Genomic DNA, 25,423 nt, shown 5'->3' with positions numbered 1-25,423 from the left:
GGCGCGGCAATCCTGCCACGCACCTGGTCAGGCTCCGGACCGCTCCGCCCGGGCCGTGGCGAGCAGCTCCTCCGCGTGGGCCAGCGCCGTCGCGGAGTCCTCGAGACCGGCCAGCATCCGCGACAGCTCACGGACCCGTTCGGTGTCGTCGAGGTGCTGCAGGCTGGAGGTCGTGATGGTGCCGTCGTGGCTCTTGGCGACGACGACGTGACGGTCGGCGAAGGCCGCGACCTGGGGCAGATGGGTGACCACCAACACCTGGGCCTGGGTCGCCAGGCGGGCCAGCCGGCGACCGATCTCCACCGCCGCCTTCCCACCCACGCCGGCGTCGACCTCGTCGAAGACGAAGGTGGGCACCGGGCGGGTGTCGGCGAGGGCGACCTCGATGCCGAGCATGACCCGGGAGAGCTCACCACCGGAGGCGCCCTTGCCGAGCGGACGCGGCTCGCTGCCGCGGTTGGCCGCGAGCAGGATCTCGATCTCGTCGATGCCGTGGGGCCCGGGCTCGTCGCGCTGGGTCAGCCGGACCTCGACCTGCGCGTGTGGCATCGCCAGCTGCACGAGCTCCGCCGTCACCGCCTTCGCGAGCGCCGTGGCCGCCTTGCGGCGCAGGGTGCTGAGCTGCTGCGCCCCCGTCGCCACCCGCTCGCGCAGCTGCGCGACCTCCGACTCCAGCGCGGTCACGCGGTCCTCGCTCCCGTCGAGCGCCAGCAGTCGTTGCGACGCCTGCTCCGACCACGCGAGGACCTCGTCGACCGTGTCGCCGTACTTGCGCTGCAGTGCGGTCAGGGCCGCCCGGCGCTCGGAGACCGCAGCCATGCGCGCCGGGTCGATCTCGACCCCGGTGGCGTAGGAGGCCACATCCGCAGCGAGGTCGGAGAGCAGATAGCTGACCTCGGCCAGGCGGTCGGCCAGGGCGCCCGCCTCGGCGTCGTGCTCGCGCACGCCCTCCAGCTCCCGGCGGGCCGTGGCCACCAGGCCGAGCACGTCGGCGGTGTCACCGTCGCCGCTCAGCGCCGTGCGGGCCGACTCGGCGGCCGTGCGCAGGGTGTCTGCATGGCCCAGGCGCGCCTCCTCGGCGGCCAGCGTGACGTCCTCTCCCGGCACCGGCTCGACGGCGGCGATCTCCTCGAGGCCGAAGCGCAGCACGTCGGCCTCGCGCGCGCGTTCGCGCAGGCCGGCCTTCGTCGTGCTCAGCTCCTGCTCGGCGGCGCACAGCCGCGCGTAGAGCGTGGAGTAGTCGGCCAACAACGCCGCGGCCTTCGGCCCGGCGTAGGAGTCGAGCGCGGTGCGCTGGGCGTCGGGTTGCAGCAGCCGGTGCTGGTCGGACTGTCCGTGGACCGCCACCCGCGGCGCGCTGATGCCGGCCAGCGTCCCGACCGGGACCGCCGCTCCCCCGACGTAGGCGCGCGAGCGTCCTTGGGCCGAGACCTGGCGTGCCACCAGCACGCGACCGTCCTCGACCTCGCCGCCGACCTCGTCGACCGCGGTCGTGGCGTCGGGGTCCAGGGCGAGGAGCCCCTCGACACGCGCGGCCGCCGCTCCGGCGCGCACCGCGCCGGCGTCGGCCCGCCCACCGAGCAGCAGGCCGAGGGCGGTCACCACCATCGTCTTGCCGGCGCCGGTCTCACCCGTGATCACGGTGAGACCGGGACCGACCTCGAGCACCGACTCCTCGATCACGCCGAGCTGGGTGATCCGCAGCTCCTCAAGCATCCGCGCCCTCGCGGCCGGTCGGGTCCTCGCGGCGGGACTCCTCGAGAATGGACTCAGCGAGACGTCGCTGCATCCGCTGCTCGGCGGCCCCGCGCCAGCCCCCGACGGGCAGGGCGAACTTGGCGACCAGCCGGTCGGTGAAGGGCGCCTCGTGCAGCCGCGCCAGGCGGACGGGGTGCTGCCCGCGGCGTACCTCGATGCGAGCGCCCGGCGGCAGCGGCACCGTGCGGCGCCCGTCGGCCCACAACACCCCGGAGCCCTTGTTGTTGGCGAGCACCTCGATCGCCAGCACCGACGACGGTCCGACGACCAGGGGGCGGGCGAACAACGCGTGCGCGCTCAGCGGCACCAGCAGCATCGCCTCGACGTCGGGCCAGACGATCGGGCCGCCGGCGGAGAAGTTGTAGGCGGTGGAACCGGTGGGGGTGGCGCACACGACGCCGTCGCAGCCCCACCGCGACAGCGGACGGCCGTCGACCTCGACGACCACCTCGAGCATCCGTTCGGGCGTGCCCTTCTCCACGCTGGCCTCGTTGAGCGCCCAGGTCTGCGCGACGAGCTCCTTGTCCTGGTAGACCGCGACGTCGATGGTCAGCCGCTCGTCGTAGGTGTAGCGGCGATGGACGACCGCGTCGAGAGTGACCTCGAGGTCGTCGGACTCCGCCTCCGCGAGGAAGCCGACGTGGCCGAGGTTGACACCGAGCAGCGGGGTGTCGGTGCCGCGGGTGAGCTCGGCGGCGCGCAGGATCGTGCCGTCGCCGCCGATCACCACGGCCAGCTCACAGTCCCGCATGGCCGCCGGACCGGGCTCGATGCCCTCGATGCGAGAGTCGGACAGCTCGAGGTCGGCCAGCTCGGTCGGTGACATCCGGACGACGAGCCCGGAGTCGAGCAGCCGCGAGCAGAACTCGCGCGCGACGGCACACGCCTCCTCCCGGCCCGTGTGGGCCAGCAGGAACACCCGGCGTACGTCGCTCATGGCGCCACTCTCTCACCCGGCACCGACACGTCCTCGGTGACGCGCGCGATGTCCTCGTCGCTCACGCTGCCAGGACCGCGCCGCAACCAGACGAAGAACTCGACGTTCCCCGACGGACCGGGCAGCGGGCTCGTCGCGACCGCGCGAGCGCCCCAGCCCTGCTCACGGGCCACGGCGACGACGTCGGCGACGGCCTCCGCGCGCAACGCCGGGTCCCGGACCACGCCGCCCTTGCCGACCCGGTCCTTGCCGACCTCGAACTGTGGCTTGACCATGAGGACCAGGTCCGCGTCCGGCGCGGTCACCGCCGCGAGCGGCGCGAGCACGAGCCGCAGCGAGATGAAGGACAGATCGGCCACGACCAGGTCGACCGGGCCGCCGAGCAGCTCGAGCGTCAGGTCGCGGATGTTGGTCCGGTCGTGGACCACGACCCGCGGGTCCTGGCGCAGGCTCCACGCGAGCTGTCCGTAGCCGACGTCGACCGCCAGCACCTCGCGCGCGTCGGCGCGCAGGAGCACGTCCGTGAACCCACCCGTGGACGCTCCCGCGTCCAGGCAGCGGCGGGCGGCCACCACGAGACCCTGCGGGACGAACGCCGCGAGCGCACCCGCGAGCTTGTGTCCCCCGCGGGAGACGTAGTCGGGCCGGTCGGGGTCGTCGCGGACGACGATCGCGACGTCGGTCGTCACTGCGGTCGCCGGCTTGGTGGCGACGGCACCGGCCACCGTCACCCGCCCGGCGGCGATGAGCTCGCCGGCCTGGTCGCGCGAACGCGCGAGCCCCCGGCGGACCAGCTCGGCGTCGAGCCGCAGACGTCGGGGCATGGCCCGCTCAGCCCTCCTGGGCCTGTCCGGCGCCGGCGAGGGTACGCCGCAGCGTCTCGTGGGCGTTCTCGAACACGGCGACGTGCTCGGCGACGGGGCGCTCGGGCAGGTCGATCATCGTGTCGAGCACGGCGTCGACCTCCGGGTGGCCGGTCGGTGTCAGCCGCGCGGGCTCACGCTCGTCGTCGATCTCGAGGTCCACCGCACCGCTCCTGTCTGGTCCTGGGCTCACCGTGGCCCGCTGCGCCTCTTCGGGCAGCACGCTACCGGGACGGGGGGGTCAGTCCAGCAACCCCCGCCACCGCCCCGTGCGCGTCGAGGTGTGCCCATGCCGCGACTGCGACGGCGCGCCACCAGTCCTGCACGTCACCTCGGCCATCCACCCGGACCGACCCGTCGACGACGCAGACCGTCCAGCCCTCGTGGCGTACGGCCCCGTCGGCGTCCGGGGCCACCGCCGGCTGGTCCTCGAGCAGCCCGCGGAGGTCGAGAGCGAGGTGGTCGGGACGTTCGGCCGGCACCGCCGCCACGAGGGTGGGCAGATCCATCACGCCGGTCAGCACCAGCATCCCGGCCACCTGTGCGGCGCGCGCACCCGCCATGTCGGTGTCGAGCCGGTCCCCGACCATGAGCGGACGCACGCCGCCCACGCGACGTACGGTCTCGTCGAGCAGCGGGCGCGCCGGCTTCCCGGCGACGACCGGTGTCACACCGGAAAAGCGCGCGATCATGTCGACGAGCACGCCGTGACCGGGACCGATGCCGTCCGGCGTCGGGACCGATGAGTCGGTATTGGCGGCGATCCACGGAACCCCGTCGCGCACGAGCATCGCGCCCCGCATGATGGTGCGCCAGCGGATCTCCGGCGCGAACCCCGAGACCACGAGCACCGGGTCGGCGCCGGGATCCTCCACCGGCTCCAGGCCCTCTGCCCACAGCGCCACCTCGAGACCGTCGCCGCCGAGCAGGAACACCGGTGCCCCGGTCGGAGCCTGGTCGGCCGCCAACCGCGCCGCTGCCTGCGCGGAGGTGACCACCTCCCCGGCGCCGGTCTCGACACCCAGCGCCACCAGGTGCTCGGCGACGACGGCGGGCGGACGGGCCGCGTTGTTGGTCACGAACGCCAGGTGCGCTCCCTGGGCACGCGCCGCCGCGAGGTGCTCGGCAGCTCCCGGCACCGGGTCGGGGCCGATGTAGACCACGCCGTCGAGGTCGAGCATCACCAGGTCGTACGCCGTCGCGGGTGCCGCGCTCGCGCGCAATCGTGCCGTGGACACCGAGTACCTCCGCTGAGCCGAAAAGGGGTGCACAAAAGCGTAGAGGCCACCCCAAAAGGGGTGGCCTCTACCAAAGAATTGTCCGGCGACGTCCTACTCTCCCACGACCTCCCGGTCGCAGTACCATCGGCGCTGAAGGGCTTGACTTCCGGGTTCGGAATGGAGCCGGGTATTTCCCCATCGCTATGGCCGCCGAAACTCTATGGAATTGTCGATCGGTTCACCGACCGCAACTCGGGAACCACACAGTGGACGCGCAACATCTTTGAGAGACAAGCCCTCGGCCTATTAGTACCGGTCGGCTAGGCATTACTGCTGTACACCTCCGGCCTATCAACCCAGTCGTCTACTGGGGGCCTTACCCGGTTAACCCGGTGGGAGTCCTCATCTTGAAACGTGCTTCCCGCTTAGATGCTTTCAGCGGTTATCACTTCCGAACGTAGCTAACCAGCCGTGCTCTTGGCAGAACAACTGGCACACCAGAGGTTCGTCCACCCCGGTCCTCTCGTACTAGGGGCAGCCTTTCTCAAGACTCCTGCGCGCGCGGCGGATAGGGACCGAACTGTCTCACGACGTTCTAAACCCAGCTCGCGTGCCGCTTTAATGGGCGAACAGCCCAACCCTTGGGACCTACTCCAGCCCCAGGATGCGACGAGCCGACATCGAGGTGCCAAACCATCCCGTCGATATGGACTCTTGGGGAAGATCAGCCTGTTATCCCCGGGGTACCTTTTATCCGTTGAGCGACGCCGCTTCCACATGCCAGCGCCGGATCACTAGTTCCGACTTTCGTCCCTGCTCGAGCTGTCACTCTCACAGTCAAGCTCCCTTGTGCACTTACACTCGAAACCTGATTGCCAACCAGGCTGAGGGAACCTTTGAGCGCCTCCGTTACATTTTAGGAGGCAACCGCCCCAGTTAAACTACCCATCAGGCACTGTCCCTGATCCGGATAACGGACCTAGGTTAGACATCTAGTACGACCAGAGTGGTATTTCAACGATGGCTCCACGACAACTGGCGTCGCCGCTTCACAGCCTCCCACCTATCCTACACAAGCCGAACCAAACACCAATACCAAATTGTAGTAAAGGTCCCGGGGTCTTTCCGTCCTGCCGCGCGTAACGAGCATCTTTACTCGTAATGCAATTTCGCCGAGTCCATGGTTGAGACAGCGCCCAAGTCGTTACTCCATTCGTGCAGGTCGGAACTTACCCGACAAGGAATTTCGCTACCTTAGGATGGTTATAGTTACCACCGCCGTTTACTGGGGCTTAAGTTCTGCGCTTCGCACAAAGTGCTAACACGTCCCCTTAACCTTCCAGCACCGGGCAGGAGTCAGTCCGTATACATCGTCTTACGACTTCGCACGGACCTGTGTTTTTAGTAAACAGTCGCTTGGGCCTGGTCTCTGCGGCCATCACCGCTTCCCCACGCAAGGTGGTTCACGGATCCGGCCCCCCTTCTCCCGAAGTTACGGGGGCATTTTGCCGAGTTCCTTAACCATGGTTCACTCGATCGCCTTAGTATTCTCTACCTGATCACCTGAGTCGGTTTGGGGTACGGGCGGCGCATAGCTCGCTAGAGGTTTTTCTCGACAGCATAGGATCATCCACTTCGTCCAAAAGGACTCCCCATCGAGTCTCAGGCACATGATGAGCGGATTTGCCTACTCATCGCCCTACACTCTTAGCCGTGGACTACCATCGCCACGGTTGGACTACCTTCCTGCGTCACCCCATCGCTTGGCTACTACTAGTTCGGGTCATGCGCTCCGCCACCATCGTCCCGAAGGATCAATGATGGTTTCGGGCACTTAGCATCACTAGGTTCGCCATGGGCGCTATTTTGCCGGTACGGGAATATCAACCCGTTGTCCATCGACTACGCCTGTCGGCCTCGCCTTAGGTCCCGACTTACCCAGGGCAGATTAGCTTGACCCTGGAACCCTTGATCATTCGGCGGAAGAGTTTCTCACTCTTCTTTCGCTACTCATGCCTGCATTCTCACTCGTGTAGCGTCCACGACTGGTTCACACCGCCGCTTCACCCGCCACACGACGCTCGCCTACCCATCCACACACCTGGACCACAAAGGCCTAGCTTAATATGTGAATGCCATAGCTTCGGTGGATAACTTGAGCCCCGCTACATTGTCGGCGCGGAATCACTTGACCAGTGAGCTATTACGCACTCTTTCAAGGGTGGCTGCTTCTAAGCCAACCTCCTGGTTGTCTTTGCGACTCCACATCCTTTTCCACTTAGTTATCGCTTAGGGACCTTAGCTGATGGTCTGGGCTGTTTCCCTCTCGACTACGGAGCTTATCCCCCGCAGTCTCACTGCCGCGCTCTCACTTACCGGCATTCGGAGTTTGGTTGATTTCGGTAAGCTTGTGGGCCCCCTAGACCATCCAGTGCTCTACCTCCGGTAAGAAACACGCGACGCTGCACCTAAATGCATTTCGGCGAGAACCAGCTATCACGGAGTTTGATTGGCCTTTCACCCCTATCCACAGGTCATCCCCTCAGTTTTCAACCTAAGTGGGTTCGGTCCTCCACGCGGTCTTACCCGCGCTTCAACCTGCCCATGGATAGATCACTCCGCTTCGGGTCTAGGTCGCGCTACTCAAACGCCCTATTCGGACTCGCTTTCGCTACGGCTTCCCCACACGGGTTAACCTCGCAACACAACGCTAACTCGCAGGCTCATTCTTCAAAAGGCACGCTGTCACAAGATCCAAAGATCTCGCTCCAACGGATTGTAAGCACATGGTTTCAGGTACTATTTCACTCCCCGCCAGGGGTACTTTTCACCTTTCCCTCACGGTACTTGTCCGCTATCGGTCACCAAGGAGTATTTAGGCTTAACGGGTGGTCCCGCCAGATTCACACGGAATTTCAGGGGTTCCGTGTTACTTGGGGTGACGTCTCAGAGCCATCGTCTTACGTGTACGGGGGTATCACCCTCTACGCCGGGACTTTCCAATCCACTTCAACTTCAACGATGGTTTCTTACTCTGCGTTGGTTCGGCAGAACCAACAAGACGGCCCCACAACCCCAGTCACGCAACGCCTGCCGGCTATCACACGCAACTGGTTTGGCCTGTTCCGATTTCGCTCGCCACTACTCTCGGAATCACTCTTGTTTTCTCTTCCTGTGGGTACTGAGATGTTTCACTTCCCCACGTTCCCTCCAACTGCCCTATGTGTTCAGGCAGAGGTAACTGGACATGACTCCAGCTGGGTTTCCCCATTCGGAAATCCCCGGATCACAGCTCGGTTGCCAACTCCCCGGGGCTTATCGCAGGCTCCTACGTCCTTCATCGGCTCTTGGTGCCAAGGCATCCACCATGTGCTCTTAGTAGCTTGTCGTTCTACAAAGATGCTCGCGTCCACTGTGTAGTTCTCAAGATACGGGCGGCACCACCAGCCAACTCCACGCTTACCACCCCCCACAGGGAGCAACAGTTCATGGCGCTGATGGCCCGACGAGGCGATCGAAGAATCTCGATCCCTCAGGACCCAACAGTGTGCTAGACCGAACTGCTCGAAGCTTCGAGGTTCCACTCCACCCCACTCCCCAAAGGAAGCGAGGCGGCTGTACTGACGAAGCGCCTCACAGCGCGACCAAATAATCGACGTTCCACTAGTGAGCAATGCCAGCCGAGGAACATTCGCCCTCGAAACCAACATGTCTGGAGAGACCACCGGCTAACCGGTAAGCCTCCCATACAAATGCTCCTTAGAAAGGAGGTGATCCAGCCGCACCTTCCGGTACGGCTACCTTGTTACGACTTCGTCCCAATCGCCAGCCCCACCTTCGACGGCTCCCTCCACAAGGGTTGGGCCACCGGCTTCGGGTGTTGCCGACTTTCGTGACGTGACGGGCGGTGTGTACAAGGCCCGGGAACGTATTCACCGCAGCGTTGCTGATCTGCGATTACTAGCGACTCCGACTTCATGGGGTCGAGTTGCAGACCCCAATCCGAACTGAGACCGGCTTTTTGGGATTCGCTCCACCTTACGGTATCGCAGCCCTTTGTACCGGCCATTGTAGCATGCGTGAAGCCCTGGACATAAGGGGCATGATGACTTGACGTCATCCCCACCTTCCTCCGAGTTGACCCCGGCAGTCTCTTATGAGTCCCCACCATAACGTGCTGGCAACATAAGACGAGGGTTGCGCTCGTTGCGGGACTTAACCCAACATCTCACGACACGAGCTGACGACAGCCATGCACCACCTGTATACCGACTAAAAGGGGCCGTATCTCTACGGCTTTCCGGCATATGTCAAACCCAGGTAAGGTTCTTCGCGTTGCATCGAATTAATCCGCATGCTCCGCCGCTTGTGCGGGCCCCCGTCAATTCCTTTGAGTTTTAGCCTTGCGGCCGTACTCCCCAGGCGGGGCGCTTAATGCGTTAGCTGCGGCACGGAACTCGTGGAATGAGCCCCACACCTAGCGCCCAACGTTTACGGTGTGGACTACCAGGGTATCTAATCCTGTTCGCTCCCCACACTTTCGCTCCTCAGCGTCAGGTAATGCCCAGAGAACCGCCTTCGCCACCGGTGTTCCTCCTGATATCTGCGCATTTCACCGCTACACCAGGAATTCCGTTCTCCCCTGCATACCTCTAGTCTGCCCGTATCGGAAGCAGGCTCAGGGTTAAGCCCTGAGTTTTCACTCCCGACGCGACAAACCGCCTACGAGCCCTTTACGCCCAATAATTCCGGACAACGCTCGCACCCTACGTATTACCGCGGCTGCTGGCACGTAGTTGGCCGGTGCTTCTTCTGTAGGTACCGTCACTTGCGCTTCGTCCCTACTGAAAGAGGTTTACAACCCGAAGGCAGTCATCCCTCACGCGGCGTTGCTGGATCAGGCTTTCGCCCATTGTCCAATATTCCCCACTGCTGCCTCCCGTAGGAGTCTGGGCCGTGTCTCAGTCCCAGTGTGGCCGGTCACCCTCTCAGGCCGGCTACCCGTCGTTGCCTTGGTAGGCCATTACCCCACCAACAAGCTGATAGGCCGCGAGCTCATCCTCCACCGCCAGAACTTTCCACCACCATCAGATGCCTGAAGTGGTCATATCCGGTATTAGCCACCGTTTCCGGTGGTTATCCCGAAGTGAAGGGCAGATTGCTCACGTGTTACTCACCCGTTCGCCGCTCGTGTACTCCCGAAGGAGCCTTACCGCTCGACTTGCATGTGTTAAGCACGCCGCCAGCGTTCGTCCTGAGCCAGGATCAAACTCTCCATAGAAAAATGCTGATGCCCACCCGCCGAAACGAGCAGTCCATCGACCATTTAGGAGTATCCCGGCAAGAAAAACCCGACACAAACCAAAAGGCCCATGCCAAGCGTCTTACCAAAGGAACCGTCAACACCTATCAACAACCACCCCCAAAAGAGAGCAGCCACCGGAAGATGCCGACGGGGCGTTACAAATTAATTCGTCGACTTTTAGCACACTGTTGAGTTCTCAAGGATCAAGCGCGCCCACGTCCCAGCCTCTCGGCCTTCGTCGCGGGGCAACCCGATCAAACTTACCGGCCTCGCAGTCTGGCGTCAAACCCAGACCCGCACCGGCTACCCCCGACATCCTCCACCTGATCGGCGGAAGGAGGGGGGTCTGATCGCCCGGGGCCGGCCGCCCGGCCTCTCGGCCTTGCGTCCCGCCGCTCCTGGCGACAGAGAGAACATTAGGTGAACGCCCTACCCGCAGCAAATCGGCCCTGCACCTGGTCGTCTGCGGACACACGATCCCCGCAGGTCACACGGGGTTTTACCGATCCAAACCGCACGAATCACCGCGGTGGTGTTCGCTCTTCACCACCGTCCCAGCCAGGTCGGCCGGCGTGGTGGCACCCAGCAGGCGGCACGCCTCGACGAGCTCCTCGGCCAACCCCAGCAGGAGGTCCCGGACGCCGGCGGCGCCTCCCAGCGCGAGGGCCGCGAGGACCGGGCGGGCGAGGAAGACCTGCGCGGCGCCCAGCCCCCAGGCCCCGCACAGGTGGCGAGGCTCACGCAGACCCCCGTCGACGTACACCGGGACCTGGCCTGCGGCGGACGCGACGACGCCGGGCAAGGCCCGGGCCGTCGGAAGCGCGCCGTCGAACTGGCGCCCGCCGTGGTTCGACACCCACACGGCCGCGGCACCCGCGTCGATGCACCGCTGAGCGTCGTCGGCACGCAGAACGCCCTTGACCACGACCGGCAACCCGGTCACGGCGGCCAGCCACCCGATGTCATGGGGGCCGAGGTCGGTGGCCTTCTCGCGATACCGGTCGGTCCCCTCCCCGCGCTCGGGGACCTCCAGCGGCGTACGCGGATGCTCGGCGCCTACGAACGCTGGGTCGATCTCTCCCCACACCCGGGCGGCGACGGCGTCCCGCTTGCGCGCGACGACCGGGGTGTCGGCGGTGAGGACGACTGCGGCCGCGCCGGCCTCGACCGCTCGCTGCAGGAGCGGTTCGGCGCTGGGGCGGTCGGGCGGGAGGTAGGTCTGCAGCCACCAGGTCACGCCGGTCTCGGCGATCGCGCGGAACGGCGTGCCGGTGTTGCTCGAGACGACCATGCGCGCACCGGCCTCGGCCGCTCCGCGAGCGGTGGCCAGCTCGCCGTCGGGGTGCACTGCCCGCTGGAGCGTGGCGGGCGCGATCCCGAAGGGAAGCAATCCGTCTGCATCGCGCAGCTCGACGTCGGTGACCGAGCGCAGCACGCGCGGCGCGAACCGGAGCGCGTCCCACGCGGGCGTGGCCTCCGCCGCGGCGATGCCGGCACCGGAGCCCATGGCCAGGTAGGCGGCCACCGGCGCGGGCAGGTGGGCAGCGGCGCGCTCCATCAGGTCCTCGACCGATCCGGGCACGCCGCCGCTCACCTCAGCGGACCTCGACGCCCGCGAACCGCTTCTTGCCGCGTCGCACGACCAGCCACGACCCGCCGAGCAGGTCGGCGCGGGCCGGCCGGTGGTCGGGGTCGGTGACGCGTTCGTTGTTGATGGAGGCGCCGCCCTCCCCCACGGTGCGGCGCGCCTCGCTCTTGCTGGTGGCCAGCCCGCTCGCGACCAGCAGGTCGACGACGGTGGGCAGCTCGTCCCCGGCCTCGAGCTCGGTGGCGCCCGCCTCGCGGAGCGCGGCCGCCAGCGTGGGGACCGCGAGGTCGCGCAGGTCTCCCCCGCCGAAGAGCGCCGCGGAGGCGGCCTCGATCCGGGCCGTCTCGTCGGCTCCGTGGACCAGCGTGGTCACCTCGCGGGCGAGGGTGCGTTGGCCGTGGCGGCGGTGCGGCTCGGCGACCGAGAGCTGCTCGAGCTCCTCGATCTGCTCGCGGGACAGGAACGTGAAGACGCGGAGCAGCTCGCCGATCTTCTCGTCCTCGACGTTGAGCCAGAACTGGAAGAAGGCGTACGGCGAGAGCAGCTCCGGGTCGAGCCACAATGCGCCGCCCTCGGACTTGCCGTACTTCGTCCCGTCGGCGCGGGTGAGCAGCGGCGTGGCGAAGGCATGCACGTGAGCGCCCTCCGCGCGGCGGACGAGGTCGACGCCCGCGCTCAGGTTCCCCCACTGGTCGCTGCCGCCGAACTGCAGCGCGACGTCGTGGCGGCGGTGCAGCTCGAGGAAGTCCATCGACTGCAGCAGGACGTAGCTGAACTCCGTGTAGCTGATGCCGTCCTCGAGCCGACGCTTCACGACGTCGCGCGCGAGCATCCGGTTGACCGGGAAGTGCTTGCCGATGTCGCGCAGGAAGTCGATCGCCGACAGCTCGGCGGTCCAGTCGAGGTTGTTGACCATCGTCGCAGCGCACGGTCCGTCGAAGTCGAGGAACGGCTCGATCTGGCCGCGGATGCGCTGCACCCACTCCGCGACGACGTCGGCCGAGTTCAGCGTCCGCTCGCCGGAGTCACGGGGATCGCCGATCATGCCGGTCGCCCCGCCGACCAGGGCGTACGGCGTGTGCCCTGCGACCTGCAGCCGCCGGGCGGTGAGGATCTGGACGAGGTGCCCCATGTGCAGCGAGGGGGCGGTGGGGTCGAAGCCGACGTAGAAGCGCACGCTCCCGGCACGCAGGGCCTCGCCCAGCGCGTCGAGGTCGGTGCTGTGCGCGATCAACCCACGCCAGCGCAGGTCGTCGAGGAGGCCGGGGTCGGTGCCGGCCGCAGACGTCGTACTCACAGGTCACAGCCTGCCGTATCCGTGCAATCGACCCGACCGTGGGTACCGCAGGTGACATGACCCGCTACGGATACACCCTGATGAGTGAGCAGTCCCCGCCCCGACACCTGGTGGCGTACGCCGCCCGCGCCGAGCAGGCCGGCTTCGACTTCGAGGTGATGAGCGACCACTACTTCCCCTGGCTCGACGAGCAGGGGCACTCCGGCTATGCGTGGAGCATGCTCGGCGCGGTCAGCCAGGTGACCTCGCAGGTGGAGCTCATGACCTTCGTGACCTGCCCGATCATCCGCTACCACCCCGCCGTCGTCGCCCAGAAGGCCGCGACGATCGGCGAGCTCAGCGAGGGCCGGTTCACCCTCGGGCTGGGTGCCGGCGAGAGCCTCAACGAGCACGTCGTCGGTCGCGGATGGCCGCCGGCCAACGTCCGCCACGAGATGTTCGCCGAGGCGCTCGAGATCATCCGTCGGCTCCTCGACGGTGGGTACGTCGACTTCGCCGGCCAGCACTTCCGCGTCGACTCCGCGAAGATCTGGGACCTCCCCGAGGAGCGTGTGCAGATCGGTGCCGCGGTCTCCGGGCCGCAGTCGATCCGCACCGCAGCGCCGTACGCCGACCACCTCATCGCGGTGGAGCCGAACCCCGACCTGATCACGACCTGGGAGGAGGAGAAGTCCGGCGGCGCCAGCCGCAAGGTCGGGCAGATCCCCGTCTGCTGGGGTCCCGACAAGGACGCGGCCGTCCGCACGGCGCATGAGCAGTTCCGTTGGTTCGCCGGCGGCTGGAAGGTCAACGCCGAGCTGCCGGGCACGGCCGCCTTCGACGCGGCCACCCAGTTCGTCACCGAGGCCGACGTCGCCGACAACATCCCGTGCGGGCCCAACACCGACGCGATCGTCGCGGCCGTCCGGGAGTTCGAGGAGGCCGGCTTCACCGACGTCGCACTCATCCAGATCGGTGACTCCTCCCAGGAGGACTTCCTCGCCTACGCCGAGGCGGAGCTGCTGCCTGCGCTGCGCGGCTGACCGGGGGCTACGCGGCTCAGCGGCGGCGCTTCGGCGCCGCCGGACGGTACGGCGACACGGTGGGGTCACCGTCGACCCAGAACCGCCACGGGAAGTCGGCGGCGAGGCGCAGCCCGACGCGGGGCCCGGTGCGGACCGGTCCCGCGGGCTCGGCAGCCAGGTGCAACGTCACCGGACCGACGCGCAGGTCGGCGCCGCCGTGGCTGCGGTCGAGGCCGAGTGCTCGGGCCAGGCGCGCCGGACCGCGCGCGAGGTCGCGGTCGCTGGCGCCGGGGCGCCGCGACCGCGCCAGCTCGAGGCCCTCGACCACCTCACCGGCGCGCAGCAACACTCCGGCCCCGACCCCCTCGGGGGAGCACACGATGTTGGCGCAGTCGTGCATGCCGTAGATCCGGTAGACGTAGAGGTGTCCGGACGGGCCGAACATCACCTGGTTGCGGTCGGTGCGGCCGCGGTGCGCGTGCGAGCCCGGGTCCTCCGGACCCTGGTAGGCCTCGACCTCGGTCAGCCGGATCCCGACCCGCCCCTCGGTGGGGTGCTCGTGCACGACCAGCGAGCCGAGCAGCCGCGGCGCGGCCTCGGCGGCGTGGCCGTCGAGGACGGCCCAGTCGTCAGTCGAGCCAGCCACGGTGGTCGGCCAGAACGACCCGCAGCTCGGCCAGCTGCTCGCTCACCCGGGCAGGGGCGGTGCCGCCACGAGCGTCGCGCGAGGCCACCGAGCCCTCGACGGTGAGTACCGAGCGGACGCCCGGCGTGAGCTGCGGCGAGATCTCCGCGAGCTGGTCATCGGTGAGCTCGTCGAGCTCGACGCCGAGCTGCTCGCAGCGGCGTACGCACTCGCCGGCGACCTCGTGGGCGACCCGGAACGGCACCCCCTCCCGCACGAGCCACTCGGCGACGTCAGTGGCCAGCGAGAAGCCCTGCGGGGCCAGCTCGGCCATGCGGGCGGTGTCGAACTCGAGGGTGGCGACCATCCCGGTGAAGGCGGGCAGCAGCACCTCCAGGGTGTCGACGGAGTCGAAGACCGGCTCCTTGTCCTCCTGCAGGTCGCGGTTGTAGGCCAGCGGCAACGCCTTCAGCGTCGCCATGAGGCCCGTCAGGTTGCCGATCACCCGGCCGGCCTTGCCCCGGGCCAGCTCGGCGATGTCGGGGTTCTTCTTCTGCGGCATGATGCTCGACCCGGTCGACCACGAGTCATGGAGCCGGACGAAGCCGAACTCCTTCGTCGCCCAGAGGATGACCTCCTCGGCCATCCGGCTCACGTCCACCCCGATCTGCGCCGCGACGAAGGCGAACTCCGCGGCGAAGTCGCGCGCCGCGGTGCCGTCGATCGAGTTGGCCGCCGACCCGGTGAAGCCGAGCTCGGCCGCCACCGCCTCGGGGTCCAGGCCCAGGCTCGAGCCGGCCAGTGCACCCGAGCCGTACGGCGAGTCCGCCGCGACCCGGGCGTCCCAGTCGCGCAGGCGTGCGACGTCGCGCGCCAACGGCCAGGCGTGTGCGAGGAGGTGGTGTGACAGCAGGACCGGCTGGGCGTGCTGCAGGTGGGTGCGCCCCGGCATCACCGCGCCGAGGTGGTGGTCGGCCTGGGTCGCGAGCACCTCGGCGAGGTCGAGCACCGCCGCCGCGATGGTGCGCGCGTGCTCGCGCAGGAAGACCCGCAGCTGCGTGGCGATCTGGTCGTTGCGCGAGCGGCCCGCGCGCAGGCGGCCTCCGAGCTCGGCGCCGACCTCGGCGAGCAGCAGGCGCTCGAGCGCACCGTGGACGTCCTCGTCACCGGGATCGGCGGACACCTCGCCGGCGGCGACCTTCGCACGAAGCCGGTCGAGGCCGGCGACCAGCGCGTCGCGGTCGGCGTCGCTGAGCAGGCCGGCCGCGTGCAGGACGCCGGCGTGGGCTCGGGACGCCTGCAGGTCGTACGGCGCGAGCCGCCAGTCGAAGTGCGTCGAGCGCGACAGCGCCTCGAGCTGCGGCGACGGTCCGCTGGCGAACCGCCCGCCCCACAGGGAGCCGGTGTTGGTGGCTTCGGACTTGGTCATGTCATCCGTTCGGTTGGTGGGGTCTCGACTTCGCTCGACCGACCAGAGTGCGATTCTTCGGGGGTCTGGGGGCGGAGCCCCCGAGCGTTAGTCGGATCCGAACTCCATGGCGGCGTGGTCGAGAGCCTCCTCGGTCTCGGCCTCGACCTCCGCCCGCGGGTTCGCCTCGATCGCGGCGGCGCCGCCGGCACGGATCTCGCCGATGAGCGGGCCCTGGTTGACCAGGACCGTGCCCTCGTCGAGCGGCTGGCCGGCGTACTGCTCGAGCTTGTCGCGCGAGTCGGCGATGTCGAGGTTGCGCATCGTGAGCTGGCCGATGCGGTCGGTCGGGCCGAAGGCGGCGTTCTCGGTGCGCTCCATCGACAGCTTGTCGGGGTGGTAGGAGAACGAGGGGCCGGCGGTGTTGAGGATCGTGTAGTCCTCACCGCGGCGCAGCCGCAGCGTCACCTCGCCGGTCACGAGCGAGGCGATCCAGCGCTGGATCGACTCGCGCAGCATCAAGGCCTGCGGGTCGAGCCAGCGGCCCTCGTAGAGCAGGCGGCCGAGCCGGCGGCCCTCGGCGTGGTAGTTGGCGATCGTGTCCTCGTTGTGGATGGCGTTGAGCAGCCGCTCGTAGGCGATCCACAGCAGACCCATGGCCGGCGCCTCGTAGATGCCGCGCGACTTGGCCTCGATGATCCGGTTCTCGATCTGGTCGGACATGCCGAGACCGTGGCGACCGCCGATCTGGTTGGCCTCGTGGACCAGCGCGACCGGGTCCTCGTAGCTCACGCCGTTGATGGACACCGGGCGACCGGCACGGAACCCGATGGTCACGTCCTCGGTCTCGATCGTCACCGACGGGTCCCAGAACTTCACGCCCATGATCGGCTCGACGGTCTCCAAGGAGACGTCGAGGTGCTCGAGCGTCTTGGCCTCGTGGGTCGCGCCCCAGATGTTGGCGTCGGTGGAGTACGCCTTCTCCTGCGAGTCGCGGTAGGGCAGGTCGCGCTCGGTGAGCCACTGGCTCATCTCGGCGCGGCCGCCGAGCTCGTGGACGAACTCGGCGTCCAGCCACGGCTTGTAGATGCGCAGCTCCGGGTTGGCCAGCAGGCCGTAGCGGTAGAACCGCTCGATGTCGTTGCCCTTGAACGTCGAGCCGTCACCCCAGATGTCGACGCCGTCCTCGTGCATCGCGCGCACGAGCAGCGAGCCGGTCACGGCACGACCGAGCGGGGTGGTGTTGAAGTACGCGCGGCCGCCCGAGCGGATGTGGAACGCCCCGCAGGCGAGCGCGGCCAGGCCCTCCTCCACCAGCTCGACCTTGCAGTCGACCAGGCGCGACAGCTCCGCGCCGTACTGCAGCGCACGCCCGGGGACGCCCTCGATGTCGGGCTCGTCGTACTGCCCGATGTCAGCGGTGTAGGTGCAGGGCACGGCGCCCTTCTCCCGCATCCAGGCGACCGCCACCGAGGTGTCGAGACCTCCGGAGAAGGCGATGCCGACGCGCTCGCCGACGGGCAGGGAGGTCAGGACCTTGCTCACTGGGTGTTCCTTCGAGGTTCGGGCCCGCAGGCCGATGGTGGGGTTGTCGGAGGACGCGCAGGCGCGTCAGTGGTGGCTCTGGCCGTCGGCCAGGGAGGTGAAGCGACGAGCGAGTGCCTCGCCCCCGGCGGGGTCGCGGCCGATCACCAGCACGGTGTCGTCACCGGCGATGGTGCCCAGCACGTCGCCGAGGTCGGCGTGGTCGAAGGCTGAAGCGAGGTACTGCGCCGCACCCGGCGGCGTACGCAGGACGACGAGGTTGGCCGAGGCCTCCGCCGAGACCAGCAGCTCACCGCACAGGCGGGCGAGCCGGTTCTCGGCCGCCCGGCTGCCGCCGGCGACGACCGGGGTGCGGTCGCCGCCCTCGGCGGGCACGGCGTAGACCAGTGCCCCGGACGGCACGCGGACCTTCACGGCGTCGAGCTCGACCAGGTCACGCGACAGCGTCGCCTGGGTGACCTGGACGCCGTGGCGCGACAGCAGCGCGGCCAGCTCGGCCTGCGAGCGCACCGGGTGGGTCGAGAGCAGCTCGACGATGCGCTGCTGCCGGGCGCTCTTGGTCAGGGGCGTGATCGCGGTCTCGCTCACGGCCCCTCCCCCGGTTGCGCCGCGGCGTCGGCGGCGTGGGCGAGCAGCCAGGCCAACACGGCCTTCTGCACGTGGCGCCGGTTCTCGGCCTGGTCCCAGATGACGCTGCGCGGACCGTCGAGCACCTCCGCGGTGATCTCCTTCCCGCGGTAGGCGGGCAGGCAGTGCAGCACGATGACCTGGTCGGAGGCCCGGTCGAGCAGCTCCTGGTCGACCTGGTAGGACGCGAAGACCTGCTCACGCTCGGCGGCCTGGTCCTCCGAACCCATCGAGACCCAGGTGTCGGTCGCGACGACATCGGCCCCCGCGACCGCCGCAGCAGGATCGGTGTGCACCTCGACCGAGCCGCCGGTCTCCCGGCCGATCTCGGCCGCCCGCGCGACGATCGCCGGGTCAGGGGCGTAGCCGTCAGGTGCCGCTACCCGCACGTGCATCCCGGCGAGCGTGCCGGCCAGGACGTAGGAGTGGCCCATGTTGCACGCGGCGTCGCCGACGAAGGCGAGCGTGCGGCCGGCCACCGGTCCGAGGTGCTCGGTGATCGTCAGCAGGTCGGCCAGGGTCTGGCACGGGTGGAACTGGTCGGTCAGGGAGTTGACCACCGGCACACCCGCGTGGGCGGCCATCGCGGCGATGCGCGACTGGTCACCGGTGCGCCACACGATCGCTGCCGCCTGACGGCCGAGCACGCGGGCGGTGTCCTCGACGGACTCGCGGGTGCCGATCTGGGCGAGCTTGCCGTCGACCATCATCGGGTAGCCGCCGAGCTCGGCGATGCCGGCGGCGAACGACGCCTGCGTGCGCAGGGTCGGCTTGTCGGAGATGACCGCGACCGTGCGGGGACCCTCCAGCGGGCGTACGGCGAACGGGTGCGCCTTCATCTTCGCGGCCAGCGCCAGGACGTCGGCCTGCTCGGTGGGTGACAGGTCGTCGTCGCGCAGGAAGTGCCGCAGGACCGGGGTGCTCATGCGGCGCTCCCCCCGTCGTGAGCCGCCCCAGCGGCGTCGAGGATGCCCGGCCACGCGGCCGCCAGGTCGTCGACGTCGGCGTCGGTGAGCACCAACGGCGGGACGAACCGCATCCGGTCCGGGCCGGTGGCGTTGAGGATGAACCCGGCGTCCTGACCGGCGGTCACGGCCTCGGCCGCGACCTCGGCGGCCAGCGTGATCCCGACCATCAGGCCGGTGCCCCGCACCTCGGTGACGCGGTCATCCGCAGCGAGCGCTGCCCGCAGCCGTTCGCCGGTGGCGGAGCTGCGCGCGAGCAGGTCGTCGGCCTCGATGGTGTCGAGCACCGCGAGGGCAGCGGCCGCGGCGAGCGGGTTGCCACCGAAGGTGGTGCCGTGGTTGCCGGGATCGAAGAGCTTGCCGGCGCCACCGGTGGCGATGCACGCCCCGATGGGCACACCGCCGGCAAGCCCCTTGGCGAGGGTCACGATGTCGGGCACGACGGTGCCGGAGACCAGGGCGGGGTTCTGGTGGGCGAACCACGTGCCCGTCCGCCCGATCCCGGTCTGCACCTCGTCGAGCCAGAGCAGCGCGCCGGCCTCGTGGGTGATGGCGCGGGCACGGGTGAGGTAGTCCGCCGGGGGCGCGACGACCCCGGCCTCACCCTGCACGGGCTCGAGCAGCACGGCGGCCACCGTCTCGTCGACGGCCGCGGCGAGTGCGTGGGCGTCGCCGTACGGGACGAAGGTGACGTCACCGGGCAGCGGCTCGAACGGCGAGCGGTAGGCCTCCTTGGACGTCAGCGCGAGCGCCCCCATGGTGCGGCCGTGGAACCCGCCCTCGGCCACGACGACCCGGGTGCGGCCCGTACGCCGCGTGAGCTTGAAGGCGGCCTCGTTGGCCTCGGCGCCGGAGTTGGCGAAGAAGACCCGGCCCTCGGTGCCGAGCAGCGCCAGCAGCCGCTCGGCGAGCGCGACCTGGGGCGGGGTCGCGAAGAAGTTCGAGACGTGGACGAGCCGGCCGGCCTGCTCGCTCACCGCGCGCACCAGCGCCGGGTGGGCGTGGCCGAGGGTGTTGACGGCGATGCCGCCGAGCAGATCGACGTACTCCTTGCCGTCGGCGTCGACGACGCGTGCACCGTGGCCGCTGACGAGGGCGGTCTTCGGCGGGCCGAAGGTGTTCATCAGGGCGTCGGCGTAGCGCGCCCCCCATGCTTGGGTGCCGGGGGTCGTGGTGTCGGGGGCGCTCACTGGATTACCTTCCTCAGGTCGGTGGCTTCAGATGGGTTGCCGGTACACCCCTGGTCCCCACCGGACCATCGCCACGGTCGCTCGACCTTCGAGGTCCAGCGTGAGTTCTGCGAGGTCCGGTGGCCCAGGACCCGCCGACCGGCTACAGGGCTATGCGCCGATGAGCGCCGATCAGTGAGCGACCGGCTGCAGGGTCCCGGGACCACCGGGTGTTCTCTCACTGCTCCAACAGCGAGGAACTGACCATGAGTGTGACCCCTGAAGCGACCCGACCACGAGTGTGCGCCGGTCTGGACTGGGCCAAGGACGACCACGTCGTGTGCATCCTGGACCCCGACGGCGAGGTGCTTGACCGGTTCACCGTCGAGCACACCGCTGCCGGCCTCAAACGACTCGTACGACGTCTGTTGGCAGCTGAGGTCGTCGAGATCGGCATCGAACGCGGCGACGGGCCCGTCATCGATGCCTTGCTTGCCACCGAGCTGACCGTGCTGGTGATCAGCCCCAACCAGGTCAAGAACCTCCGCTCGCGCTACGGCTCGGCCGGCAACAAGGACGACCGGTTCGACGCCTACGTCCTGGCAGATGTGGTCCGCACCGACCGCCGTCGCCTGACCCCGCTGACCAGATCGACCCCGGCCACCCAAGCGCTGCGCTCCAGCGTGCGTGCTCGTCGGGACCTGGTCGCGCACCGCGTCGCGGCAGCCAACCAGCTCCGCGCGCACCTGCAGGTCGTGTTCCCCGGCATCGTGGACCTGTTCGCCCACCTGGACTCCGCGATCAGCCTGTCCTTCCTGGAACGGTTCCCCACCCAGACCAAAGCCGACTGGCTCACCGCCGACCGGCTCGCAGCATGGCTGAAGAAGCTCGCCTACTCCGGGCGCACCGACCCTGCCGTGTTGCACCAACGGCTGCTCGCTGCGCCCCGCGGCACCACCGGTGCTGAAACCGGCCCCCATGCCGCAACCACGCTCGCGTTCGTCGCGGTCCTGCGGAGCTTGAACACCCAGATCGCCACGCTCGCGGACTCGATCGCTGAGCAACTCGACGTCCACCCCGACGCGCACGTCGTGACCTCGCTGCCTCGCTCCGGGACCGTGCGCGCCGCGCGACTGCTCGCCGAGATCGGGGACGCCCGCGGCAGGTTCCCCACCGCCGACTCCCTGGCCTGTCTGGCCGGCGTCGCGCCCTCGACGCGGCAGTCCGGCAAGGTCAAAGCCGTCACCTTCCGGTGGGGATGCGACAAAGAACTCCGCGACGCCCTGTGTGACTTCGCCGCTGACTCCCGACACGCCAACCCGTGGGCCGCCGACCTCTACAACCGCGCCAGGGCACGCAACCACGACCACCCCCACGCCGTCCGGATCCTCGCCCGCGCCTGGGTCGACATCATCTGGCGCTGCTGGCAAGACCGGGCCACCTACGACCCTAGCCAGCACCGAGCCTTCCAACGCGTCCTCAACGAACACCACCAAATCGCCGCCTGACGGCGCGGAGGTTGACACAGGGCAACTCACGCGTCCTCCTTCGGCTTCGGGGGCACCTTGGCGGTGCGGATCTTGGTGGGCACGCCGGGCAGGACCTGGGTGCCGATGCCCTCGTCGGTGAAGATCTCCAGCAGCACGGCGTGCGGCTCGCGGCCGTCGACGACGGTCGCCTTGGGGACGCCCCCCTCGACCGCGGCCAGGCAGGCACCCATCTTGGGGACCATGCCACTGGCCAGGCCGGGCATGAGCTCGCGCAGCGCCTCCGGGCTGATCTCGCCGATCAGGTCCGGGCTGTGCGGCCAGTCGCGGTAGAGCCCCTCGACGTCGGTGAGCACGAGCAGCTTCGCCGCGTGCAGTGCCACCGCGAGCGCCGCGGCTGCGGTGTCGGCGTTGACGTTGTGGACCTGGCCGTCCTGGTCGGGCGCGACGCTGGAGATCACCGGCACGCGACCGGCGTCGAGCAGGTCGAGCACCGCCTCGGGCCGGACCTGGTCGACCTCGCCGACGAGTCCGAGGTCGACCTCCTCGCCGTCGACGACCGTGGTCGCGGGGACGGCGGTGAACAGCCCGGCGTCCTCACCGGAGAGGCCGACCGCGATCGGGCCGTGGGAGTTGACCAGGCCGACGAGCTCGCGCTGGACCTGACCGACGAGCACCATGCGGACGACGTCCATCGCCTCCGGCGTCGTGACCCGCAGCCCGCCGCGGAACTCGGAGCGGATGTCGAGCCGGTCGAGCATCTGCGAGATCTGCGGCCCTCCGCCGTGGACGACGACCGGCTTGAACCCGGCGTAGCGCAGGAACGCGATGTCCTCGGCGAACGCGGTCTTGAGCGCGTCGTCGGTCATGGCGTTGCCGCCGTACTTGATGACGATGATCTTGCCGTGGTACTCCATCAGCCACGGCAGCGCCGCCGCCAGGGTCGCCGCCTTGGCCGGGTCGGGAGCCGGCTTCGGGGTCGCGTTCACTGCTTCCTCGCTCATGAGCTGTAGGCGCTGTTCTCGTGGACGTAGGCGTGCGTCAGGTCGTTGGTCCACACGGTCGCCCGGGCGTCGCCGGCCTTGAGGTCGACCGTCACGGTCACCTCGCGACCGGAGAAGACGACCTTGTCGGGGGGTTCGTGGGGGGTCGAGTTGCGGCAGACCCACACGCCGTTCATCGCCACGTCGAGGTCCGCGGGGTCGAAGGCCGCCTGCGTCGTGCCGAGCGACGCCAGCACCCGGCCCCAGTTGGGGTCCTTGCCGAAGATGGCGGCCTTGAAGAGGTTGCTGCGCGCGATCGACCGTGCGGCCTCGACCGCGTCCTCCTCGGACGCGGCGTTGAGAACGGTGATCGCGATCTCGTGGTCGGCGCCCTCGGCGTCTGCCAGCAGCTGCATCGCCAGGTCGACGCACGCGCGCTGCAGCGCCTCGGTGAAGTCGTCCAGCGACGGGGTGATGCCGGAGGCACCACTGGCCATCAGCGTGACGGTGTCGTTGGTGGACATGCAGCCGTCGCTGTCGAGGCGGTCGAAGCTGACCCGGGTCGCGGCCCGCAGCGCGGTGTCGCAGTCCTCGGCGGAGACGACGGCGTCCGTGGTCAGCACGACGAGCATCGTGGCGAGCTGCGGCGCCAGCATGCCTGCGCCCTTGGCCATCCCGCCGATGCTCCATCCGGGGCCCTCAACGAGGACCTGCTTGCTGACGGAGTCGGTGGTCATGATCGCCTCGGCCGCAGCGGCGCCGGCCTCGGGACCGGCGGCGAGGGCGGCGCTCACGACGTCGACACCGTCCAGCAGCTGCTGGCGGTCGTTGGTGAGACCGATGAGCCCGGTCGAGCACACGACGACGTCGATCGCACCGACACCGATCCGCTCGGCGACGCGCTCGGCCACCGCGTGCGTGGTCTGGAAGCCCTCGGGGCCCGTGTAGCAGTTGGCGCCACCGGAGTTGAGGACGACGGCACGCACGGTGCCGTCCTTGACGACCTCCTCGCTCCACAGCACGGGGTTGGCCTTGCAGCGGTTGGTGGTGAAGACCGAGGCCGAGGCGTAGGACGGTCCGTCGTTGACGACGAGGGCGAGATCGGGTGCGCCGGTGCTCTTGAGGCCGGCCGCGGTGGCGGCGGCCCGGAAGCCGGCGGGGGACGTGATGCTCATCGGGTGCTCTTCTCAGGACGACCGGCGGGCTTCGGGGAGCTGCCGGGGGTGACGGGGACGGCGGGGGCGACCTCGTGCCCCGATCGTCGCCAGGCCTCGCCGGCACGCTCGGCGTCGTCGACCGCCACGAGGATCCAGAGTGTGTCGTGGGTCGGCACCGGGAACGCGCTGATCCCCTCCTCCGCGAGCGGAGTCAGCAGCTCGACCAGGACACCGCTGGTGGTGACCTCGGGCGCGCCTTCGACGGCGAACGCGGTCAACGGCTTGAGCGCGCGCGCCTTGCCGGGCACGCTGCGCGCCGCGCACACGACCGAGGTCTCCGTCGCGGTCGCCGTGACGGAGAAGACCGACGACGACTCGGCCCAGGACGGCACCTCGGCCCCGGGACCGAGGCGTACGACGGCGAGGGTCTCGGGGTAGACCGCGAGCCTCACGGGGCCAGTCCGACCGTCGTGAGGCCGGTGGCCTCCGGCAGTCCGAGCGCGATGTTCATGCACTGCACCGCTGCGCCCGCCGTGCCCTTCGCCAGGTTGTCGACGACCGCGACGGCCACGAGACGTCCGGAGTCGGGGTCGACGGTGACCTGGAGGTGGACGGCGTTGGAGCCGACCACGGCCTTGGTCGTGGGCCACTGGCCCTCGGGCAGCAGGTGCACGAACGGCTCGTCGGCGTACGCCGCGGCGTAGACCTCCCGGGCGCGGGCGGCGTCGGTCGAGGCGTCGACGAGCGGCGCGGAGGCGGTGGCCAGGATGCCGCGCGGCATCGGCACCAGCATCGGCGTGAAGGAGACGCGGATGGTCTCGTCGGTGAGCAGGGAGAGGTTCTGCACGATCTCCGGGGAGTGCCGGTGGACGCCGCCGACGCCGTAGGCGCTGGCGTTGCCCATGGTCTCGGAGCCGAGCAGGTGCGGCTTGGCTGCCTTCCCGGCACCCGACGTGCCGGACGCGGCGACCACGACCAGGGCGGCCGGGTCGACGAGGCCCGCGGCCACCGCCGGCGCGAGGGCCAGGGTGGAGACGGTCGGGTAGCACCCCGGGACAGCGACCCGCTTCGCCCCCGTGAGGGCAGCGCGCTGGTCGGCGAGCTCGGGCAGGCCGTAGGGCCAGGAGCCCGCGTGGTCGCCGCCGTAGAACCGCTCCCACGTCGAGGCATCGGTGAGCCGGAAGTCGGCACCGCAGTCGATCACCAGCACGTCGTCCCCGAGCTGCTGGGCGATCGGGCCCGACTGGCCATGCGGAAGGCCGAGGAACACCACGTCGTGACCCGCGAGGGTTTCGGCGGTGGTGGGCTCGAGCACCCTGTCGGCGAGCGGGACCAGGTGCGGCTGCAGCTCACCGAGCGGGGTGCCGGCGTTCGACCCCCCGGTCAGTGCACCGATGCGCACCTCGGGGTGACCCAGCAGCAACCGGAGCACCTCTCCCCCGGCATAGCCACTGGCTCCGGCGACGGCGACTGAGATCATGACGC

General features: G+C 69.0%; 19 protein-coding genes and 3 rRNA genes. 2 read left to right on the top strand and 20 right to left on the bottom strand.

Annotated elements, in window-relative coordinates:
* Window positions 1-27 precede the first annotated feature (27 nt).
* From recN to tyrS, 10 genes are all read right to left on the bottom strand, one after another.
* Window positions 28-1,716, bottom strand: a complete 1,689-nt coding sequence (recN, locus tag J2S59_RS13610; RefSeq protein WP_068119220.1) for a DNA repair protein RecN — start codon at window positions 1,714-1,716, stop codon at window positions 28-30.
* Entirely contained in the window at window positions 1,709-2,695 is a 987-nt protein-coding gene (locus J2S59_RS13605) for an NAD kinase (RefSeq protein WP_068119218.1), read from the bottom strand. Before J2S59_RS13605 ends, recN begins: the two co-directional genes overlap by 8 nt.
* Window positions 2,692-3,519: a TlyA family RNA methyltransferase gene (locus J2S59_RS13600; protein ID WP_068119215.1), complete on the bottom strand. Its 828-nt coding sequence runs from the start codon at window positions 3,517-3,519 to the stop codon at window positions 2,692-2,694. Before J2S59_RS13600 ends, J2S59_RS13605 begins: the two co-directional genes overlap by 4 nt.
* 7 nt (window positions 3,520-3,526) lie before the next feature.
* Window positions 3,527-3,721, bottom strand: coding sequence for a hypothetical protein (locus J2S59_RS13595; RefSeq protein WP_068119211.1), 195 nt, complete (start codon window positions 3,719-3,721; stop codon window positions 3,527-3,529).
* A 61-nt stretch (window positions 3,722-3,782) separates the two neighbouring features.
* Window positions 3,783-4,796: an HAD-IIA family hydrolase gene (locus J2S59_RS13590; RefSeq protein WP_306825217.1), complete on the bottom strand. Its 1,014-nt coding sequence runs from the start codon at window positions 4,794-4,796 to the stop codon at window positions 3,783-3,785.
* A gap of 80 nt (window positions 4,797-4,876) precedes the next feature.
* Window positions 4,877-4,993: ribosomal RNA gene (rrf, locus tag J2S59_RS13585) — 5S ribosomal RNA — on the bottom strand.
* A gap of 71 nt (window positions 4,994-5,064) precedes the next feature.
* Window positions 5,065-8,167, bottom strand: a 23S ribosomal RNA gene (locus tag J2S59_RS13580).
* A gap of 374 nt (window positions 8,168-8,541) precedes the next feature.
* Window positions 8,542-10,059 (bottom strand): 16S ribosomal RNA (locus tag J2S59_RS13575).
* The 16S, 23S and 5S rRNA genes sit together here, the layout of an rRNA operon.
* A 523-nt stretch (window positions 10,060-10,582) precedes the next feature.
* Window positions 10,583-11,665, bottom strand: a complete 1,083-nt coding sequence (locus tag J2S59_RS13570; protein WP_306825216.1) for an alpha-hydroxy acid oxidase — start codon at window positions 11,663-11,665, stop codon at window positions 10,583-10,585.
* Window positions 11,666-11,678: 13 nt separating this feature from the next.
* A complete protein-coding gene (gene tyrS, locus J2S59_RS13565; RefSeq protein ID WP_068117695.1) occupies window positions 11,679-12,968 on the bottom strand; it encodes a tyrosine--tRNA ligase in 1,290 nt (429 codons plus the stop codon).
* Between the two features lie 56 nt (window positions 12,969-13,024).
* On the opposite strand from tyrS, the gene J2S59_RS13560 reads away from it, so the two are divergent.
* Window positions 13,025-13,990: a TIGR03557 family F420-dependent LLM class oxidoreductase gene (locus J2S59_RS13560; protein WP_068117698.1), complete on the top strand. Its 966-nt coding sequence runs from the start codon at window positions 13,025-13,027 to the stop codon at window positions 13,988-13,990.
* 16 nt (window positions 13,991-14,006) lie between these two features.
* Here the strand turns inward: J2S59_RS13560 and J2S59_RS13555 are convergent, their stop codons facing one another.
* The 6 genes from J2S59_RS13555 to J2S59_RS13530 all read right to left on the bottom strand — a co-directional run bounded on the left by J2S59_RS13555 (window position 14,007) and on the right by J2S59_RS13530 (window position 20,332).
* Entirely contained in the window at window positions 14,007-14,618 is a 612-nt protein-coding gene (locus J2S59_RS13555; RefSeq protein ID WP_306825215.1) for a DNA-3-methyladenine glycosylase, read from the bottom strand.
* Window positions 14,602-16,026, bottom strand: coding sequence for an argininosuccinate lyase (argH, locus tag J2S59_RS13550; RefSeq protein WP_306825214.1), 1,425 nt, complete (start codon window positions 16,024-16,026; stop codon window positions 14,602-14,604). The genes J2S59_RS13555 and argH overlap by 17 nt, the downstream gene beginning before the upstream one ends.
* Window positions 16,027-16,113: 87 nt before the next feature.
* Window positions 16,114-17,550 (bottom strand): argininosuccinate synthase, encoded by a 1,437-nt coding sequence (argG, locus tag J2S59_RS13545; protein WP_068120835.1) that lies wholly within the window; start codon window positions 17,548-17,550, stop codon window positions 16,114-16,116.
* 66 nt (window positions 17,551-17,616) lie between these two features.
* Window positions 17,617-18,138 (bottom strand): arginine repressor, encoded by a 522-nt coding sequence (locus J2S59_RS13540; protein WP_068120837.1) that lies wholly within the window; start codon window positions 18,136-18,138, stop codon window positions 17,617-17,619.
* Window positions 18,135-19,103: an ornithine carbamoyltransferase gene (argF, locus tag J2S59_RS13535; protein WP_068120839.1), complete on the bottom strand. Its 969-nt coding sequence runs from the start codon at window positions 19,101-19,103 to the stop codon at window positions 18,135-18,137. The genes J2S59_RS13540 and argF overlap by 4 nt, the downstream gene beginning before the upstream one ends.
* On the bottom strand, window positions 19,100-20,332 hold the full coding sequence (locus tag J2S59_RS13530; protein WP_306825213.1) for an acetylornithine transaminase: 1,233 nt from the start codon (window positions 20,330-20,332) through the stop codon (window positions 19,100-19,102). The genes argF and J2S59_RS13530 overlap by 4 nt, the downstream gene beginning before the upstream one ends.
* A gap of 245 nt (window positions 20,333-20,577) precedes the next feature.
* Here J2S59_RS13530 and J2S59_RS13525 point away from each other — a divergent pair, with 245 nt between their 5' ends.
* Window positions 20,578-21,819 carry an IS110 family RNA-guided transposase gene (locus J2S59_RS13525; protein WP_068124533.1) on the top strand — a complete coding sequence of 414 codons (1,242 nt, stop codon included), beginning with the start codon at window positions 20,578-20,580 and terminating at the stop codon, window positions 21,817-21,819.
* Between the two features lie 26 nt (window positions 21,820-21,845).
* Here J2S59_RS13525 and argB read toward each other — a convergent pair whose 3' ends face one another.
* The 4 genes from argB to argC are packed head-to-tail and all read right to left on the bottom strand — an operon-like array spanning window position 21,846 to window position 25,418.
* The gene (argB, locus tag J2S59_RS13520; RefSeq protein WP_068122187.1) at window positions 21,846-22,802 is read right to left on the bottom strand and encodes an acetylglutamate kinase; all 957 of its coding nucleotides are present in this window, start codon (window positions 22,800-22,802) and stop codon (window positions 21,846-21,848) included.
* Entirely contained in the window at window positions 22,799-23,956 is a 1,158-nt protein-coding gene (argJ, locus tag J2S59_RS13515; protein WP_306825212.1) for a bifunctional glutamate N-acetyltransferase/amino-acid acetyltransferase ArgJ, read from the bottom strand. Before argJ ends, argB begins: the two co-directional genes overlap by 4 nt.
* Entirely contained in the window at window positions 23,953-24,390 is a 438-nt protein-coding gene (locus tag J2S59_RS13510) for an ACT domain-containing protein (protein WP_306825211.1), read from the bottom strand. The genes argJ and J2S59_RS13510 overlap by 4 nt, the downstream gene beginning before the upstream one ends.
* Window positions 24,387-25,418 carry an N-acetyl-gamma-glutamyl-phosphate reductase gene (argC, locus tag J2S59_RS13505; protein WP_068121574.1) on the bottom strand — a complete coding sequence of 344 codons (1,032 nt, stop codon included), beginning with the start codon at window positions 25,416-25,418 and terminating at the stop codon, window positions 24,387-24,389. The genes J2S59_RS13510 and argC overlap by 4 nt, the downstream gene beginning before the upstream one ends.
* Window positions 25,419-25,423: the final 5 nt, after the last annotated feature.

Origin of the sequence: Nocardioides massiliensis, assembly GCF_030811215.1 — a bacterium.
In the GTDB taxonomy this organism is placed as follows: Bacteria; Actinomycetota; Actinomycetes; order Propionibacteriales; family Nocardioidaceae; genus Nocardioides_A; species Nocardioides_A massiliensis.
The sequence above is the reverse complement of the archived record's forward strand: the minus strand, read 5'-3'. Positions and strand labels throughout refer to the sequence as shown.

Excerpts from the sequence above, each read along its gene's own strand:
- recN (WP_068119220.1), bottom strand. The coding sequence starts at position 1,716 with ATGCTTGAGGAGCTGCGGATCACCCAGCTCGGCGTGATCGAGGAGTCG.
- J2S59_RS13605 (WP_068119218.1), bottom strand. The coding sequence starts at position 2,695 with ATGAGCGACGTACGCCGGGTGTTCCTGCTGGCCCACACGGGCCGGGAG.
- J2S59_RS13600 (WP_068119215.1), bottom strand. The coding sequence starts at position 3,519 with ATGCCCCGACGTCTGCGGCTCGACGCCGAGCTGGTCCGCCGGGGGCTC.
- J2S59_RS13560 (WP_068117698.1), top strand. The coding sequence starts at position 13,025 with ATGACCCGCTACGGATACACCCTGATGAGTGAGCAGTCCCCGCCCCGA.
- argH (WP_306825214.1), bottom strand. The coding sequence starts at position 16,026 with ATGACCAAGTCCGAAGCCACCAACACCGGCTCCCTGTGGGGCGGGCGG.
- argF (WP_068120839.1), bottom strand. The coding sequence starts at position 19,103 with ATGAGCACCCCGGTCCTGCGGCACTTCCTGCGCGACGACGACCTGTCA.
- J2S59_RS13525 (WP_068124533.1), top strand. The coding sequence starts at position 20,578 with ATGAGTGTGACCCCTGAAGCGACCCGACCACGAGTGTGCGCCGGTCTG.
- argB (WP_068122187.1), bottom strand. The coding sequence starts at position 22,802 with ATGAGCGAGGAAGCAGTGAACGCGACCCCGAAGCCGGCTCCCGACCCG.
- argJ (WP_306825212.1), bottom strand. The coding sequence starts at position 23,956 with ATGAGCATCACGTCCCCCGCCGGCTTCCGGGCCGCCGCCACCGCGGCC.
- argC (WP_068121574.1), bottom strand. The coding sequence starts at position 25,418 with ATGATCTCAGTCGCCGTCGCCGGAGCCAGTGGCTATGCCGGGGGAGAG.